Origin of the sequence: Thioalkalivibrio sp. XN8 (genome assembly GCF_011058255.1) — a bacterium.
Taxonomy (GTDB): Bacteria; Pseudomonadota; Gammaproteobacteria; order Steroidobacterales; family XN24; genus XN24.
The window spans coordinates 34515-49735 of the sequence record NZ_JAALFH010000066.1 but is presented as its reverse complement, the minus strand read 5'-3'; the positions used below and the strand labels follow the sequence as shown (position 1 = coordinate 49735).

The following is a 15221-nucleotide window of genomic DNA, read 5'->3' as shown; positions in this document are numbered from 1 at the left end:
CGATCATGAGCCTGCGCCGCGTCCTCCTCGCCCTGCTGCTCGGCGGCCTCGCCATTCTGCTGGTGGCGCTGGGCGCCGCCTGGGCGCCCGACCGGCCGGTGGAACAGCTGGTCGAGCGCTGGGCCCCGCCGCCGTCCGAGTTCATCCCGCTGCAGGGCATGCAGGTCCACCTGCGCGACGAGGGCCTGGCCGACGACCGGGTGCCGGTGCTGCTGCTGCACGGCACCTCGTCCAGCCTGCACACCTGGGACGGCTGGGTGCCGGCGCTCGGCCGGGCGGAACGCGTCATCCGCGTCGACCTGCCGGGCTTCGGGCTGACCGGCCCGTTCCCGCACGACGATTACGGCATCGAGCGGTACATCGAGTTCATCGCCGCCCTGCTCGACACCCTCGAGCTGGAGCAGGTCGTGATCGGAGGCAACTCCTTCGGCGGCCAGGTCGCCTGGGAAGTCGCGGCAGCCATGCCGGAGCGCATCGCCGGCCTGGTGCTGGTCGACGCCGTCGGCTACCCCTTCGTGCCGGAATCGGTTCCACTCGCTTTCCAGCTCGCCCGCTTCCCGGTGCTGCGGCCGCTCATCCAGCGGCTGCTGCCGCGGCGCGTGATCCGCGACAGCCTGCACGACGTCTACGGCGATCCCAGCCGCGTGGACGAGGCGCTGGTGGACCGCTACTACGAGCTGGCCCTGCGGGCCGGCAACCGCCGCGCCCTGGGCCTGCGCTTCGACCACGTCATGCCGACCGAGGAACGCGCCGCCCGCATCCGGACGCTGAAGCAGCCGACCCTGATCCTCTGGGGCGACCGCGACCGCCTGATTCCCCTCGCCAGCGCCGACCGCTTCGCCGCCGACATCGACGGCAGCCGGACGGTGGTGTTCGCCGGTCTCGGCCATGTGCCGCACGAAGAGGCGCCGGCGGAAACGGTCGTCGTGGTGGAGGAATTCCTGGCCACGCTGCGTTGAAGGGCGCGCGGCGCCCGGTTACCGTAGCGGAATCCGTCGCTGCTGCCCGGCCGAAGCCGTGGTCGGAGGAAACCTCTTGACGCAAGCTGTCCCCAAGCTCATCGCCGGCCTGGTCGCCGCGCTGGTGCCGCTCGCGGCCGCGGCGGCGACGCCGGTGGCCGTGGCGACGCCCACCGTCGGACCGGGGACCCAGACGCTCACCCTCAGCGGCAACCTGACGCCACGCCAGGCCGCCGCGATTTCGCCGCAGGTCGCCGGGCTGGTGGCGACCATGCGGGTGGATGCGGGCGACGTGGTGGCCGCCGGCGACCCGCTGGTGGAGCTCGATGCGCGCATCGCCCGGCTGGAACAGGCCCGCGCGCGCGCCGTCGTCGAAGAGACGCGCACCGCGCTGGCCGAGGCCGAGCGATTGCGGGACGAGGGCCGGCGGCTGCTGGAGCGCCGCGTGCTGCCGGCAAGCGAGGTCGAGGCCCGCGAAGCCGCCGTCCGCCTGGCGGAGGCGGCCGTCACCCGGGCCGGTAGCGAGCTCGACCTGGCGACGGCGCGCCTTGCGCAGCACGTGATTCGCGCGCCTTTCGCCGGCGTGGTCAGCCAGCGGCTGGCCGATGCCGGCGAATGGGTCGGCACCGGCAACCCCGTGCTCGAACTGGTGGCGGTGAACGACCTCTGGCTGGACGTGCGCGTGCCGCAACAGTTCTGGAACCGGCTCGGCCCGCAGCTGCAGCTGGACGCCTACGCCGATGCGCTGCCGGGCCGCGAGCTGGACGCGGAGCTGCATGCGCGGGTGCCGGTCAACGACCCCGCCGCGCGCACTTTCCTGCTGCGCCTTCTGGTGCACGACGAGACGGGCCGGCTGACCCCGGGCATGTCGGCCCGGGTGGAGCTCAAGCTGCCCGGCGAGGGCCCGGTCACCAGCGTGCCGCGCGACGCCATCATCCGTTATCCCGACGGCACGACCACGGTGTGGGTGGTGACGGCGGCCGACGACGGCTGGGTCGCCAACGAGCGCCCCGTCGAGCTGCTGCGGCTGGCGGGCGAGCGCGCCGAGCTGGCCGGCGCGCTCCCGGCCGGCGCCCGGGTCGTGGTCCGCGGCAACGAGGGCCTGGCCGCCGGCGAGCGCGTCACGGTGACCGGGTCGCCATGAACCGGACCGGAGGGGCCGCCTGATGTTCGCCGGCATGGTGCGCCACGGCACGCTGGTCGCCGTGGTCGTGCTCATCATCGCCGTGCTGGGCATCCTGGCGGCCCTGCGGATCCCGGTCCAGATGATCCCGGACCTCGAGGTGCGCGTCATCGGCGTCGACACGCGCTGGCCCGGGGCCACGCCGCAGGACGTCGAGAAGGAGATCCTGGTCGAGCAGGAGCAGTACCTTCGCACCCTGCCCAATCTCAGCCGCATGGTCTCCCGCGCCGGCGACGGCCGCGCCGAGATCGAGCTGGAGTTTCCGTTCGGCACCGACATCAACGAGGCGCTGATCCGCGTCAACAATGCCCTCAGCCAGGTGCCGGCCTACCCGGAGAACGTGGACGAGCCGCGCCTCGAGGCCAGCTCCTTCTCCCAGAACTCCTTCATGTTCTTCCGCATCGCGCCGCTCGCGGGCAATCCCTTCGATCTCGACATGACGCTCATGTACGACTTCATCGACGAGAACGTGCGGCCGCGCATGGAGCGGGTGGAGGGCGTGTCGCGCATCAACATCTGGGGCGGCGCCGACCGCCAGGTGCGGATCCTGGTCGATCCCGCTGCGCTCGCGGAACGCGGCATCACGCTGGACGAGATCCGCGACGCGGTGCGCGCCCGCAATCGCGACGCCTCCGGCGGCGACCTGGAGCTCGGCAAGCGGCGCTACCTGCTGCGCACCATCGGCCGCTTCAACAACCTGGCGGAACTCGAGGACCTCATCCTGGCCCGCCGCGGCGACAGCCTGATCCGCCTGCGCGACGTGGCCGAGGTCGAGCTCTCGCACTACGAATTGCGGCGCGTTTCGTCTTCCGACGGCCTTCCCACCATGAGCATCGCCATCGACCGCGAACCCGGCTCCAATGTCATCGACATCAAGCGGGCGCTATTGCCCGTGGTCGAGGAGATCAACCGCCAGGTGCTCGAGCCGGCCGGGATGGAGATGCGCCTGACCAGCGACGACGTGCGCTATGTCCAGGCCTCCATCGCCAACGTCTGGCAGAACCTCGCGCTCGGCGCCGTGCTCGCCGCGCTCGTGATGTTCGCCTTCCTGCGCTCGGTGCGCGCCACCCTGGTCGGGGTGATCGGCATTCCCATCTGCACCATCGCGGCCTTTCTCGGGCTGCTGCTCGCCGGGCGGACCATCAACGTGATCTCCCTGGCCGGGATCGCCTTCGCCATCGGCATGACGCTCGACAACAGCATCGTGGTGCTGGAAGCGATCGAACGCCGCCGGCGCCAGGGCATCGACCGCGCGGTCGCGGCGCTGGAGGGCGTGCAGCAGGTCTGGCCGGCGGTGCTCGCTTCGACCATGACCACCGTGCTGGTGTTCGCGCCGATCTTTTTCATCGAGCAGGAGGCGGGGCAGCTGTATTCGGACGTGGCCATCGCCATCTCCGCCTCCATCCTGGCCAGCATGCTGGTGGCCGTCTCGGTGGTGCCGAGCCTGAGCGCCCGGCTGGACTTCGGCCTGCGCCATGCCCCGGTGGCAGCCGGCCAGGGCCTGCGCGAGCGGCTGGTGGCGGGCGTGGGCTGGTTGATCGCGACCGGGCGGCGGCGCGCCGTGACCCTGGCGGCGACCGTGGGCGGCGTGCTCGCCATCATCCTGCTGCTGACCCCGCCGGCCGAGTACCTGCCGGAGGGCGAGGAGCCCAAGACCTTCGCCCGCATGCTGGCGCCGCCGGGCTACAACCTCAGCGAGATGCGCGCCGTGGCCGCCCAGGTCGAGGACTTCCTGCTGCCCTACGTCGGCGACGACCCCGAGCGTTTCGCCCGCGGCGAGGCGCCGGTGCCGGCCCTGAGTTACATCAACCTGGCGGTGGGCGCCGACAACTTGCGGGTGCTCGCCGAGACGGTCGACCCCGGCCAGATCGACGCGCTGATGACCGTGCTGGACGAGCATTTCCGCAGCTATCCCGGCATGCGCGCCTTTTCCAGCCGCGGCTCGATCATCTCCAGCAACGACGGCGGCACCCGCAGCGTGAACCTGGACATCACGGGCCGCGACCTGGCCGAGATCTATGGCGTGGCGCAGCTCGCCTACGACCGCGCCCGCGCCGTGTTCGACAACCCGCGCATCGGCTCCTCGCCCTCCTCGCTGTCGCTGGACCAGCCGCTGGTCGAGATCCGCCCGCGCTGGGAGCGCGCCGCCGAGATGGGGCTCGACGCGCGCCAGCTCGGGTTCGCCGTGGCGGCGCTCACCGACGGCGCCTTCGTCGACGAGTACTTCCGCGGCGACGACAAGATCGACATCTTCCTGTTCAGCCAGGCGGGCAGCGAGCAGCAGCTGTCGCGCCTCGAAGACCTGCCCATCTACGCGCCGAATGCCGGCGTGGTGCCGCTGTCGGCGGTGGCCGAGATCGTCGAGACGGTGAACACCGATTCGATCCGGCGGCTCAACGGGCGGCGCGCCGTCACCCTGAACATCATCCCTCCGCGCTCGGTACCGCTGGAGGCCGCGCTGGGCGAGGTGCAGACCGAGGTGGTCGACTGGCTGCGCCGCGAGGGCCACCTGCCGCCCGACGTCAGCCTCGACATTTCCGGTGCTTCCGACCAGCTGATGGAGACCCGCGCGGCCCTGGCCGACAACTACGTGGTCTCGATCGTGCTGTGCCTCCTGGTGCTGGTGGCGATCTTCCGGCACTGGGGCTGGCCGCTGGTCATCCTGACCTCGGTGCCGCTGGGCATTGCCGGCGGGATCGGCGGCCTGGCGCTCCTGAACGCCATCGGCGCGCGGCTGCCGGCCTTCGGCCTGGAGGCCATCCACCAGCCCTTCGACATGATCACCATGCTGGGTTTCCTGATCCTGCTCGGCGTGGTGGTCAACAACCCGATCCTGATCGTCGATCGGACCCTGGCCCGGTTGCGGGAAGGCGAACGCGACCCCGTGGAGGCGGTGCGCGACGCGGTCTCGACGCGGGTGCGGCCGATCATGATGTCCATGATCACGACCCTGTTCGGGCTGGCCCCGCTGGTGTTCATCCCCGGCGAGGGCACGGAGCTGTACCGCGGCGTCGGCGTAGTGGTGCTGAGCGGGCTGCTGTTCGCGACGCTGGTGACGCTCACCTTCCTGCCCGCGCTGCTGGTCACCATCCTCAGCGTGACGCAGCGCCTGCGCGGCGCACCGGCCGGTACTGAGCCCGGGCCTCAGGCCGTGCGCAGCACGTAGAAGCTGTAGCCGTAGTAGTCGCTGTAGCGGCGAAACAGGTCAATCTCCATGGTTGTCTCCTCGATCACGGCGGCCATCGCCGGGGTCCGCTCGACCTGCCCCATGCGGGCTTCGAGGGGGCCGTAGTAGTTGCGCCACCAGGCCTCGGCCGGCAGCCGCCGGATGTCGAGCACCTCGAAACCGGTCCGGCGCGCATGCGCCGCGTTCTCGGTCTCGCTGGCCATGCCGGGATAAGCCACCTGCCAGTACTCCACGGCCGCGGCCGGCCGCTCCTCGGCGAACCAGGACATTTCGGAGATGACCGCCAGCCCGCCCGGCGCCAGCAACGGGCGCCACCGGGTGAGCGCTCGCTCGAAGCCAAGGTTGTAGGCCGCGCCCTCCGACCAGATGAGATCCAGCGAGGCCGGCGGCCAGTCCAGCGCGCCCATGTCGGCGCAGATCGCCTCGACATGCCCGGCGAGCCCGGCCGCGGCGGCGTCGCACCGGAGATCCTCGACGAACGCCTCGCAGAGGTCCACGGCCTTGACCACGCCGCCGAAGTGCTCCGCCAGCAGGAGCGTGGCGACACCGCTGCCGCAGCCCAGGTCGGCAACGCGCGGATCGGGCGGCAGCCCGGGCAGGCCGGCCATGAGCGCGCGGCTGTAGTCCTTGTCGCCCGGGCCCTTGAACTCCACACCGGCATGAAGCTCGATCAGCGCGGCGAGATAAGCGCCTTCGTTGAAGGGTTCCGTCATGGCTCGGTGCTCGCGGCAGGGGCGGTGGCGAAAGTCTGCCGGATCGAGCAGCCTGTGACCACAGCCGCCCGAGGGCGAGGCGCGCTGGCGAACTGGCGGCATGCCGTGCCCGACTGCTGCGCCTGCGGCAGGACTGAGGCGTCGGCTACAATGCCCGCCACGATTGCCGAACACCCGGAGCACGCCAGACCATGAGCGCCGTCATGCCCGAGCCGCGTTTCAAGTCCTTCGCCGAGTTCTATCCCTATTACCTGCAGGAGCACCGCAACCCGGCCTGCCGGCGGCTGCACTACGTCGGCAGCCTGCTGGTGCTCGCCTTGCTCGGATACACGCTGTTCACCCAGCAGTGGCTCCTGCTGCTGGCGCTCCCGGTGGTCGGTTACGGCTTTGCCTGGCTCGGGCATTTCGGGTTCGAAAAGAACCGCCCGGCGACCTTCAAGTACCCGCTCTACAGCTTCATGGGCGACTGGGTGATGCTGAAGGACGGCCTGACGGGCCGCATCCCTTTCTAGGCAATGCCCGCATGAGCGCGGTACCGAGCTACCCCATCCGCTACGTCGAACCCGTCTTCCGGCCGCCGAGCGAGGCCCGCTCGCTGATCCTGCCGGTCACGGACGGCTGTTCCTGGAACAAGTGCACCTTCTGCGAGATGTACACCGCCCCGCAGAAGAAGTTCCGGGCCCGGGACGAGGCGGAGGTGGTCGAAAGCATCCGGCGCTCGGGCGAGCTGCTGGGCGGCCAGGTCCGGCGCGTGTTCTTGGCCGACGGCGATGCGCTGGTGCTGCCGACCCGGCGGCTGCTGGCGGTCCTGGCGACCATTCGCGAGCACCTGCCCGGCGTCGAGCGCGTGTCGAGCTACTGCCTGCCGCGCAATCTCCGCCGCAAGTCGGTCGCCGAGCTGGCCGAGCTGCGAGCGGCCGGGCTGGGCATGGCCTACGTCGGCGCCGAGTCGGGCGACGACACGGTGCTGGCCCGCGTGAACAAGGGCGAGACCTTCGACTCCACGCGCGCGGCCCTGGACAAGCTCGGCGAGGCCGGCATCACGCGCTCGGTCATGATTCTCAACGGCCTCGGCGGCGAGGCGCTCTGGGAGCAGCACGCCGAGAACTCCGCCCGCCTGGCGAACGCCACCCAGCCCGAGTACCTGGCCATGCTGGTGGTGAGCTTTCCCCTGGGCGAGGCGCGTTTTCGCGCCGGCTTCCCCGAGTGGGAGCCGCTGGCGCTGCCGGGCCTGCTGCGCGAGATGGAACGGCTGCTGGAGCGGCTCGAACTGGAGCGCACGGTATTCCGCTCGGACCACGCCTCGAACTGGCTGGTGCTCCGGGGCACGCTCGGCGCCGACAAGCCGCGGCTGCTGCAGCAGGTGCGCGCTGCCATTGCCGCGCCGGAAAATGCGCCCCTCCGCCCGGCCTGGGCCCGCGGCCTCTGAGTCGCAGCCCGCTTCAGCGCAGGAACAGCCGGTAGGCGGGGTTGTCGCTCTCTTCCCAGAAGCGGTAGCCGATGGCCCGCAGGTCCGCGAGCAGCCGCTCCCGGTCCTCTGGTGCCGCTTCGAACCCCACCAGCACCCGGCCCCACGCGGCACCGTGGTTGCGGTAGTGAAACAGCGTGATGTTCCAGTCCGCGCCCAGCCCGGTGAGGAAATTGAGCAGCGCGCCGGGACGCTCGGGGAACTCGAAACGGAACAGCAGCTCGGCCTTGTCGCCCGGCGGGCGCCCGCCCACCATGTGGCGCACGTGCAGCTTGGCCGCCTCGTTCTCCGTCATGTCCTCGACGGCATAGCCCGCCTCGCCGAGCTTGCGGATAACGTCAGGCCGGTCCCGCGGCGCGCCGAGCTGCAGTCCGACATAGACGTGCGCCTGCGCGGAATCGGCATAGCGGTAATTGAACTCGCTCACCGAGCGCTTGCCGAGCGCGGCGCAGAAGCGGCGGAAGCTGCCGCGCTGCTCCGGGATGGTCACCCCCAGGATGGCCTCGCGCTGCTCGCCGAGCTCCGCACGCTCCGAGATGTGGCGCAGCCGGTCGAAGTTGACGTTGGCGCCGCTGACGATGGCGACCAGGCTCGCGGCCGGGCTGCACTCGCCCGTTTCGAGCCCCCGCACCGCGTACTTCTTCAGCCCGGCCACGGCCAGCGCGCCGGCCGGCTCGGCGATCGAGCGCGTGTCCTCGAACAAGTCCTTGATGGCCGCGCAGATCTCGTCGGTGTTCACCACGATGACCTCGTCGACCCAGCGCTTCGCCACCTTGAAGGGCTCCCGGCCCACCTGCGCCACCGAGACGCCGTCGGCGAACAGGTCCAGGCTCTCGTAGGGCAAGCGGACGCGCCGCCCGGCCTGCAGGGCCGCGGCCAGGCAGGCGGAGCCTTCCGGCTCGACGCCGACGATGCGCACTTCCGGGGCCAGGTACTTGATGTACGCGGCGACGCCGGCGATCAGGCCGCCGCCCCCCACCGGCAGGAAGATCGCGGTCGGCGGGCCCGCGTGCTGTTTCATGATCTCCATGCCGACCGTGCCCTGCCCCGCGATCACGTCGAGGTCGTCGTAGGGCGGGATATAGGTCAGGCCCTGGCGCTCGCACAGCTCGGCGGTATGGGCCGCGGCATCGTCGTAGGTATCGCCATGCAGCACCACCCTGGCCCCGAGCGCGCGCACCGCGTCCACCTTGATGCTGGGCGTATTGCGGCCCATGACGATGGTCGCCTTGAGCCCGAGCTCGCGCGCCGCCAGCGCGACGCCCTGGGCATGGTTGCCGGCCGAGGCCGTGATCACGCCCCGTGCGCGTGCCTCCTCGGGCAGCTGCGCGATCTTGTTATAGGCGCCGCGGATCTTGAAGGAGAAGACCGGCTGCAGGTCCTCCCGCTTCAGCCACACCCGGCAGGCCGCCCGCCGGGAAAGGTTCGGCGCCGCCTGCAGCGGTGTCTCCACGGCGACGTCGTAGACGCGCGAGGAGAGGATCTTCTTGACATAGCGCTGCAGCATGCTCAGCGGCGGGCGCCATCCTCCGGGTCTTGTTCCTCGCCCTGTTCCTCCGCCTCATCCTCGAGGACCCGGAACTCCCCGAGCGTCGCGCCGGCGCCGGCGAGGTCCTTCATCAGCTGGGTCTCGAAGCGCACGATGCGCTCGAAATCCCATTTGGCCGGATCGTAGAACTCGTCGCCGCGCCGCGACACGCCGCTGCCGTCGTACACGCGAAGCGAGGACAGCGCCGCCCGGCTGCCCGTCCGCGTCCCGGTCGCACGGCGCAGTTCGCGCTCCATCCGGCGCGCCGTGGCCGGCACCCGGGTGGCGTCGCCATAGTCGGGCAGCAACTCTTCGCGGAAAATTCGCTCGCCTTGCCGACGCTGTTCCTCGTCGAGCATTTCGTACAGGTCGTCGGCGGCCCGGACCATGTCGGGGTAGCCGCGCTCGGCGGCCAGCTCGAGCCAGGCCCAGCCGCGCACCGCGTCGAACTCGACGCCCTCGCCGCGCAGGTACATCACGCCGATGTTGTACTGGGCGAACTTGTCGGCCCACACAGCGGCATTCGTGTAGTGCCAGAACGCGCCCATGTAGTTGCCCGACTGGTAGTCCCGGCGCCCCTGGCGCATCTCCCAGGCGCTGGGCACGTGCTCCCCGTAGCCCAGTCCCAGCCCCGGCTCGCGCTGCGGCGCTTCCTCGGCCCCGGCCGGCGCGAACGCGACGAATGCGGCCAGCGCCATGCCGCGGGCCCAGGACAACCCGCCTCCAGTTCGCTGCATTTCGCTCAATGTTCTCCTCCTCGTCCCTCGACTGGCCGGCACGAGTTTCACACGGCCTCACCCACGACCGCCAGCGTGACCATGGCCTTGGCCACCAGCTTCTCGTCCTCGCCCGCGCGGCAGCGGATCTCCGCCTCGGCCACGACCAGGGTGCGGCCGGCCTTGATGACCCGCGCCGTACACAGCAGCGCCTCGCCCCGGGCGGCGCGCAGCAGGTTGATCTTGTACTCCGCACCGAGGATCCGCTGTCCCGGCGGCACCAGCGACGCCGCCGCCGCGCCGGCCGTGTGGTCGGCCATCGCGCCCTGCACCCCGGCGTGCACGAAGCCGTCCTGCTGCAGGTGGCGTTCGGCCAGCACCAGGCGGCTGCGGCATTCCCCCTGGGTCACCGCCACCAGCTCCAGGCCCAGCTCGCGGATGAAGGGCGCGCTGCTGAACAACCGCTCCACTTCGCCCATGTTGATCTCGCTCATGAATTCGCTCCCGCCGCCTGGCGCGTTGCCGCGGCAAGCCCCGCGGGACTCAGAATTCCCAGCTGAAGGTCAGCACGACCCGTCCGTCGGCCCACTTCTCCGGCCCGAGGAAGTCCTGCACGTCCTCGTCGAAACCCGAGGTGTCATAGTAGGACAGATCAGCCGTGATGGCGTCCCAGCTGCGGCTGACGCCGACCTGGTAATCCCAGTAGTCGCTGCCGGTGACGTTGGAGATGTCGTTGAAGCCGGCCGCCGCCGCGAGCGTGTACTCGGTGTCGCCCAGCGGGAACTCGGCGCCGAAGTTGTAGTACAGGGCGCTCTCGTCGCTGCGCAGGTAGTCGTTCGTGTACGCCACGGTCGCCGTGTAGTTGCGGAAGCCGTAGGCGGCGATGAACTCGTTGTAGTTGATGCCGAACCCCGGGTTGGCGCCGGGGTAGAGGTAGCGCACGAGCTGCAGGTCGAGCCAGGTCTCGTTGGCGAACTCCAGCGTCCAGCCGACATAGATGTCGACCTCGAGGTCGATACCGTCCGGCGCGTCGAAGTCGACGTTGGAGGCCCACACCCCCGCGTAGACGCCGTTGGCGAGCCCGACGTCGAGGCTGCCCTGCAGGGCGGGGCCCTCGTCCGTCTGGGTCACGCCGCGGAACACGTAGTCGCTGGTCAGCGCGAGGGACCCGCCGTACCAGAAACCTTCTTCCTCCGCCTGGACCCCGCTGCAAGCCAGGCCCGCCAGCAGTCCGGCCCACAGCGCCGGCGCGATCTTCTTCGTCATTTCAGCTTTTCCTTCCGTTGTCGGGCCTCTGCCCTACTCGCCCTGGTTCAACCGTCGCGCCGAAACCCGCCGCGACACCCTTTGGTTCAGCGCTTGCCCCGCTGTTGTGCCCGGCGCCGTCGTTCACCCCGCGCCATCACCCGCCAGGCGAAGATCGCCGCCAGCGAGACGGCGACGATCCAGATCGTCGCCAGCGCGTTGATCTTCGGGCTGACGCCCATCCGCACCGAGGAGAATACCTTCATCGGCAACGTGGTCGAGGCCGGGCCCGACACGAAGCTGGCGATCACCAGGTCGTCCAGCGACAGGGTGAAGGCCAGCAGCCAGCCGGCCGCCAGCGCCGGCAGGATCAGCGGCAGGGTGATGACGAAAAAGACTTTCACCCGGTTGGCGCCCAGGTCCATCGCCGCCTCTTCCAGGGAGCGGTCCATCTCGGTCAGGCGCGAGGCGACCACCACGGTCACGAAGGCCGTGGCGAACGTCGTGTGCGCGATCCAGATGGTGCCCATGCCGCGCATGATCGGCGTGCCGAGCAGGTCCCCGATATGGACGAACAGCAACAGCAGCGACAGGCCGGTGATCACTTCCGGCATCACCAGCGGCGCAGTGATCATGGCGCCGAACAGCGTCTTGCCGCGAAAGCGGCGGAACCGGACCAGCAGCATCGCGGCCAGGGTCCCGAGAATCACCGCGCTCCAGGCCGTATTGAAGGCGACCTGCAGGCTGACCCAGGCCGCGTCCATCAGCTGGCGGTCGGCGAACAGCTCGCGGTACCACTTGGTCGAGAAGCCGCCCCAGACGGTGACCAGGCGAGACTCGTTGAAGGAATAGACGACCAGGCTCAGGATCGGCACGTACAGGAACAGGTAGCCCAGCCCCAGCAGGGTCAGGCTGAAGGCGGAGTTGCTGCCGGCCCGCCTCATGCCAGCTCCTTCTCCAGTTCACGCGACTGGTAGTTGTGGAAGATGGTGATGGGGATCACCAGCAGCAACAGCATGATGATCGCGACCGCCGAGGCCACCGGCCAGTCGCGATTGTTGAAGAACTCCTCCCACAACACCTTGCCGATCATCAGCGTGTCCGGCCCGCCCAGCAGCTCGGGGATCACGAACTCGCCGATGACCGGGATCATCACCAGCATTGAGCCGGCCACGATGCCGGCCACGGTGCGCGGCAGGGTGATGCGCAAGAATACCTGCCAGGGCCTCGCGCCGAGGTCGAAGGCCGCCTCCTCGAGCCGCGGGTCCAGCCGGACCAGGTTGGCGTAGAGCGGCAGGATCATGAACGGCAGGTAGGTGTATACAACCCCGACGTAGACCGCGATCGGGGTGTGCAGCAGCTGCAGCGGCTCGCCGATCAACCCGGCCCACTGCAGGAAATTGTTGAGCAGGCCGTTGTTCTTGAGAATCCCGATCCAGGCGTAGATGCGGATCAGGAAGGCGGTCCACGACGGCAGGATCACCAGCAGGAGAGCGACGTTGCGGGCCGCCGGTTCGAGCCTGGAGATGGCGTAGGCCATGGGATAGCCGATCAGCAGGCACAGGAAAGTCGCAATGATCGCGATCTTCAGCGACCCCAGGTAGGCCGAGACGTAGAGGCTGTCCTGCACCATGTACAGGTAGTTGCGGAAATTCAGGCTGATGGTGATGCCGTGCTCGGTGCGCGTCAGCAGTTCGCTGTAGGGCGGCATGGCGATCTGCGCGTCGGCGAAGGAAATCTTCAGCACGATGGCGAACGGCACCGCGAAGAACAGCAGCATCCACAGGAACGGCAGCGCGATCACCAGCCAGCGCGCGCCCGGCAGGCGCGCCCGGAGCCGCCTGGCGAAGGCCACCGTCACGACGACAGCACCACCCCGGCCATCTCGTCCCAGCTCGCCCACACTTCGTCTTCCCAGGTGAAGTCCTCGCTGGCCCAGCGACGCGCGTTAGGCACGTGGGCGAGCAGCTTCAGGCCGCTGGGCAGGCGGATGTGCATCACCGAATGGCTGCCGAAATAGGCGATCTCCTCGATCTTGCCGCGGTAGCGGTTGTGCGGCTGGTCGGGCATCTCCTTGCTGACCACCACTTTCTCCGGGCGCAGCGCGAAGATCACGTCCATCTCCTCGTAGCCGGTGTGGCCGTGGCCGATATAGACCGGCTCCGGCAGCCCGGACGCGCGGATGGTGATGTGGTCCGGCGCGTCTTCCTCGATCTTCCCCTCGACCAGGTTGACCGAGCCGACGAACGTGGCGGTGAAGCGGTTGGCCGGCTGCTCGTAGATCTCGTCCGGCGTGCCGACCTGGACGATCTGGCCCTGGTCCATGATGGCGATCCGGTGCGCCATGGTCATGGCCTCTTCCTGGTCGTGGGTGACCATCACGCAGGTCACGCCGAGCTGCTCGATGATGTTGACCACCTCGAGCTGCATCTCCGAGCGCAGCTTCTTGTCTAGCGCGCCCATCGGCTCGTCGAGCAGCAGCAGCTTCGGCCGCTTGGCCAGCGACCGGGCCAGCGCCACGCGCTGTTGCTGGCCGCCCGAGAGCTGGTGCGGCTTGCGGCGCGCCATCGATTCCATCTTCACCAGCGCCAGCATCTCCTCCACCCGGCGCTCACGCTCCGCGCGCGCCAGCCGGTCGTGCTTCAGCCCGAAGGCAATGTTGTCCGCCACCGTCATGTGGGGGAACAGGGCGTAGGACTGGAACATCATGTTGACCGGGCGCCGATACGGCGGCAGCCCGGCGAGATCCTGGCCATCCAGCTCGATGCGCCCCGCCGACGGCTGCTCGAAGCCGGCCAGCAGCCGCAGCAGCGTGGACTTGCCGCAACCGGAGGCGCCCAGCAGGGCGAAGATCTCGCGCTGGCGGATGGTCAACGACACGCTGTCGACGGCGAGAAAGTCCTCGAAGCTCTTCGAGACCGCTTCGATCTTCAGGTAAGCCTGGCGGCCGAGCGCGTCCGCGCGCGCGGGCGAGACTGCCGCGCGGGCCGCCGCGGGCTTCGCGCCGTTGTTCACTGCCGGGGCCCGAACGGTCGGGCGACGCCGCGGCGGCCCGTCAACTCACCTTCCGGTGCGGACCCGCGTCCAGGTCCGCGTGTATACCCGGTCCACCTCGCGCGGCAGGGTCTTGAGGCCGAACAGGCGCTCCATGACCTCGGGCGGCGGGAAGATGTTGGGATCGTTGCGGATCTCCTCGTCGAGGAATTCCAGCGACGCCGGGTTGGGGTTGGCGTAGGCCACGTAGTTGGTGATCTCGGCGATCACCTCCGGACGCAGCAGGTAGTTGATGAACAGGTGGGCATTGCCCGGGTTGCGCGCGTCGGCCGGGATCGCCAGCGTGTCGAACCAGATCGGCGCGCCCTCCTGCGGGATCGTGTAGGCGACTTCCACGCCGGCTTCCGCTTCCTCGGCCCGGTAGGCGGCCTGCGCCACGTCCCCCGACCAGCCCACCGCAACGCAGATGTCGCCGTTCGCCAGGTCGTTGATGTACTGCGAGGAATGGAAGTACGTGACGTAAGGCCGGACTGCCAGCAGCACCTCCCCCGCCCTTGCAATCACTTCGGGGTCGAAGCTGTTCGGATCCTCGCCGAGGTAGTGCAGCGCCAGCGGGATCATCTCGGAGGCGGCGTCCAGCATGGCGAAGCCGCACTCGGAGATCTTCGCCGCAAACTCCGGGTTGAAGACCAGGTCCCAGGAGTCGACCTCGAAATCCTCGCCGAAGATCTCCGCGATCTTCCGGACGTTGTAGCCGATGCCGGTGGTGCCCCAGAGATAGGGCACGGCATGGCGATTGCCCGGGTCATTGACCTCGATCCGCGCCAGCAGGCCCGGGTCCAGGTTGTCGTAGTTGCTCAGCTTGGAGCGGTCCAGCGGCATGAATACGCCGGCCGGGACCTGGCGGCCGAGGAAGGCGGCCGAAGGCACGACCAGGTCGTAGCCGGTACTGCCGGCCAGCAGCTTGGCCTCGAGCACCTCGTTGCTGTCGAACACGTCGTAAGTGACCTTGATGCCGGTCTCCGCCTCGAAATTCGAGATGGTGTCCTCGGCGATGTAGTCGGACCAGTTGTAGATGAACAGCTCGCCGCCGGTTTCCTGCGCACTCGGGGCGAGCGGCGCAACGAACAAGCCGGTGACGAAGCCGATCGAGAGCACGGCCAGGCGCTTGCAAGATTTCATAGCGGATCTCCCCACCCGAGAGGGGCGCAGTATAAACCCTCGCTTC

Annotated in this window: 14 protein-coding genes; 5 read left to right on the top strand and 9 right to left on the bottom strand. The window is 69.4% G+C overall.

Annotated features, from left to right (window positions below):
- Window positions 1–5: 5 nt before the first annotated feature.
- The 3 genes from G6N75_RS11355 (at window position 6) to G6N75_RS11345 (ending at window position 5308) form a co-directional block, all read left to right on the top strand.
- The gene (locus G6N75_RS11355) at window positions 6–959 is read left to right on the top strand and encodes an alpha/beta hydrolase (protein ID WP_165348480.1); all 954 of its coding nucleotides are present in this window, start codon (window positions 6–8) and stop codon (window positions 957–959) included.
- Window positions 960–1035: 76 nt separating this feature from the next.
- Window positions 1036–2103 carry an efflux RND transporter periplasmic adaptor subunit gene (locus tag G6N75_RS11350; RefSeq protein ID WP_165348479.1) on the top strand — a complete coding sequence of 356 codons (1068 nt, stop codon included), beginning with the start codon at window positions 1036–1038 and terminating at the stop codon, window positions 2101–2103.
- A gap of 22 nt (window positions 2104–2125) precedes the next feature.
- Window positions 2126–5308 carry an efflux RND transporter permease subunit gene (locus G6N75_RS11345; RefSeq protein WP_165348478.1) on the top strand — a complete coding sequence of 1061 codons (3183 nt, stop codon included), beginning with the start codon at window positions 2126–2128 and terminating at the stop codon, window positions 5306–5308.
- Here the strand turns inward: G6N75_RS11345 and G6N75_RS11340 are convergent.
- On the bottom strand, window positions 5287–6042 hold the full coding sequence (locus tag G6N75_RS11340) for a class I SAM-dependent methyltransferase (protein WP_165348477.1): 756 nt from the start codon (window positions 6040–6042) through the stop codon (window positions 5287–5289). The two genes, G6N75_RS11345 and G6N75_RS11340, sit on opposite strands and share 22 nt — an antisense overlap.
- Window positions 6043–6233: 191 nt before the next feature.
- Here G6N75_RS11340 and G6N75_RS11335 point away from each other — a divergent pair, with 191 nt between their 5' ends.
- Complete coding sequence (locus G6N75_RS11335; protein ID WP_165348476.1) at window positions 6234–6554, top strand: Mpo1-like protein; 321 nt, start codon at window positions 6234–6236, stop codon at window positions 6552–6554.
- An 11-nt stretch (window positions 6555–6565) separates the two neighbouring features.
- Entirely contained in the window at window positions 6566–7471 is a 906-nt protein-coding gene (locus tag G6N75_RS11330) for a radical SAM protein (protein WP_165348475.1), read from the top strand.
- Between the two features lie 13 nt (window positions 7472–7484).
- Here G6N75_RS11330 and ilvA read toward each other — a convergent pair whose 3' ends face one another.
- The 8 genes from ilvA to G6N75_RS11290 all read right to left on the bottom strand — a co-directional run bounded on the left by ilvA (window position 7485) and on the right by G6N75_RS11290 (window position 15175).
- Window positions 7485–9017 (bottom strand): threonine ammonia-lyase, biosynthetic, encoded by a 1533-nt coding sequence (gene ilvA, locus G6N75_RS11325; protein ID WP_165348474.1) that lies wholly within the window; start codon window positions 9015–9017, stop codon window positions 7485–7487.
- A gap of 2 nt (window positions 9018–9019) precedes the next feature.
- Window positions 9020–9775, bottom strand: coding sequence for an SEL1-like repeat protein (locus G6N75_RS11320; RefSeq protein ID WP_165348473.1), 756 nt, complete (start codon window positions 9773–9775; stop codon window positions 9020–9022).
- A gap of 47 nt (window positions 9776–9822) precedes the next feature.
- Complete coding sequence (locus G6N75_RS11315; RefSeq protein ID WP_165348472.1) at window positions 9823–10248, bottom strand: PaaI family thioesterase; 426 nt, start codon at window positions 10246–10248, stop codon at window positions 9823–9825.
- A gap of 49 nt (window positions 10249–10297) precedes the next feature.
- Window positions 10298–11020 (bottom strand): TorF family putative porin, encoded by a 723-nt coding sequence (locus G6N75_RS11310; protein WP_165348471.1) that lies wholly within the window; start codon window positions 11018–11020, stop codon window positions 10298–10300.
- 86 nt (window positions 11021–11106) lie between these two features.
- Window positions 11107–11943, bottom strand: coding sequence for an ABC transporter permease subunit (locus G6N75_RS11305; protein WP_165348470.1), 837 nt, complete (start codon window positions 11941–11943; stop codon window positions 11107–11109).
- Window positions 11940–12860: an ABC transporter permease subunit gene (locus tag G6N75_RS11300; protein ID WP_346765529.1), complete on the bottom strand. Its 921-nt coding sequence runs from the start codon at window positions 12858–12860 to the stop codon at window positions 11940–11942. Before G6N75_RS11300 ends, G6N75_RS11305 begins: the two co-directional genes overlap by 4 nt.
- Window positions 12857–14014, bottom strand: a complete 1158-nt coding sequence (gene potA, locus G6N75_RS11295; protein ID WP_165348469.1) for a polyamine ABC transporter ATP-binding protein — start codon at window positions 14012–14014, stop codon at window positions 12857–12859. Before potA ends, G6N75_RS11300 begins: the two co-directional genes overlap by 4 nt.
- Window positions 14015–14059: 45 nt before the next feature.
- The gene (locus tag G6N75_RS11290) at window positions 14060–15175 is read right to left on the bottom strand and encodes a polyamine ABC transporter substrate-binding protein (RefSeq protein ID WP_165348468.1); all 1116 of its coding nucleotides are present in this window, start codon (window positions 15173–15175) and stop codon (window positions 14060–14062) included.
- Window positions 15176–15221: the final 46 nt, after the last annotated feature.

Excerpts from the sequence above, each read along its gene's own strand:
- G6N75_RS11355 (WP_165348480.1), top strand. The coding sequence starts at position 6 with ATGAGCCTGCGCCGCGTCCTCCTCGCCCTGCTGCTCGGCGGCCTCGCC.
- G6N75_RS11345 (WP_165348478.1), top strand. The coding sequence starts at position 2,126 with ATGTTCGCCGGCATGGTGCGCCACGGCACGCTGGTCGCCGTGGTCGTG.
- G6N75_RS11340 (WP_165348477.1), bottom strand. The coding sequence starts at position 6,042 with ATGACGGAACCCTTCAACGAAGGCGCTTATCTCGCCGCGCTGATCGAG.
- G6N75_RS11335 (WP_165348476.1), top strand. The coding sequence starts at position 6,234 with ATGAGCGCCGTCATGCCCGAGCCGCGTTTCAAGTCCTTCGCCGAGTTC.
- G6N75_RS11330 (WP_165348475.1), top strand. The coding sequence starts at position 6,566 with ATGAGCGCGGTACCGAGCTACCCCATCCGCTACGTCGAACCCGTCTTC.
- ilvA (WP_165348474.1), bottom strand. The coding sequence starts at position 9,017 with ATGCTGCAGCGCTATGTCAAGAAGATCCTCTCCTCGCGCGTCTACGAC.
- G6N75_RS11320 (WP_165348473.1), bottom strand. The coding sequence starts at position 9,775 with ATGCAGCGAACTGGAGGCGGGTTGTCCTGGGCCCGCGGCATGGCGCTG.
- G6N75_RS11315 (WP_165348472.1), bottom strand. The coding sequence starts at position 10,248 with ATGAGCGAGATCAACATGGGCGAAGTGGAGCGGTTGTTCAGCAGCGCG.
- G6N75_RS11310 (WP_165348471.1), bottom strand. The coding sequence starts at position 11,020 with ATGACGAAGAAGATCGCGCCGGCGCTGTGGGCCGGACTGCTGGCGGGC.
- G6N75_RS11305 (WP_165348470.1), bottom strand. The coding sequence starts at position 11,943 with ATGAGGCGGGCCGGCAGCAACTCCGCCTTCAGCCTGACCCTGCTGGGG.
- G6N75_RS11290 (WP_165348468.1), bottom strand. The coding sequence starts at position 15,175 with ATGAAATCTTGCAAGCGCCTGGCCGTGCTCTCGATCGGCTTCGTCACC.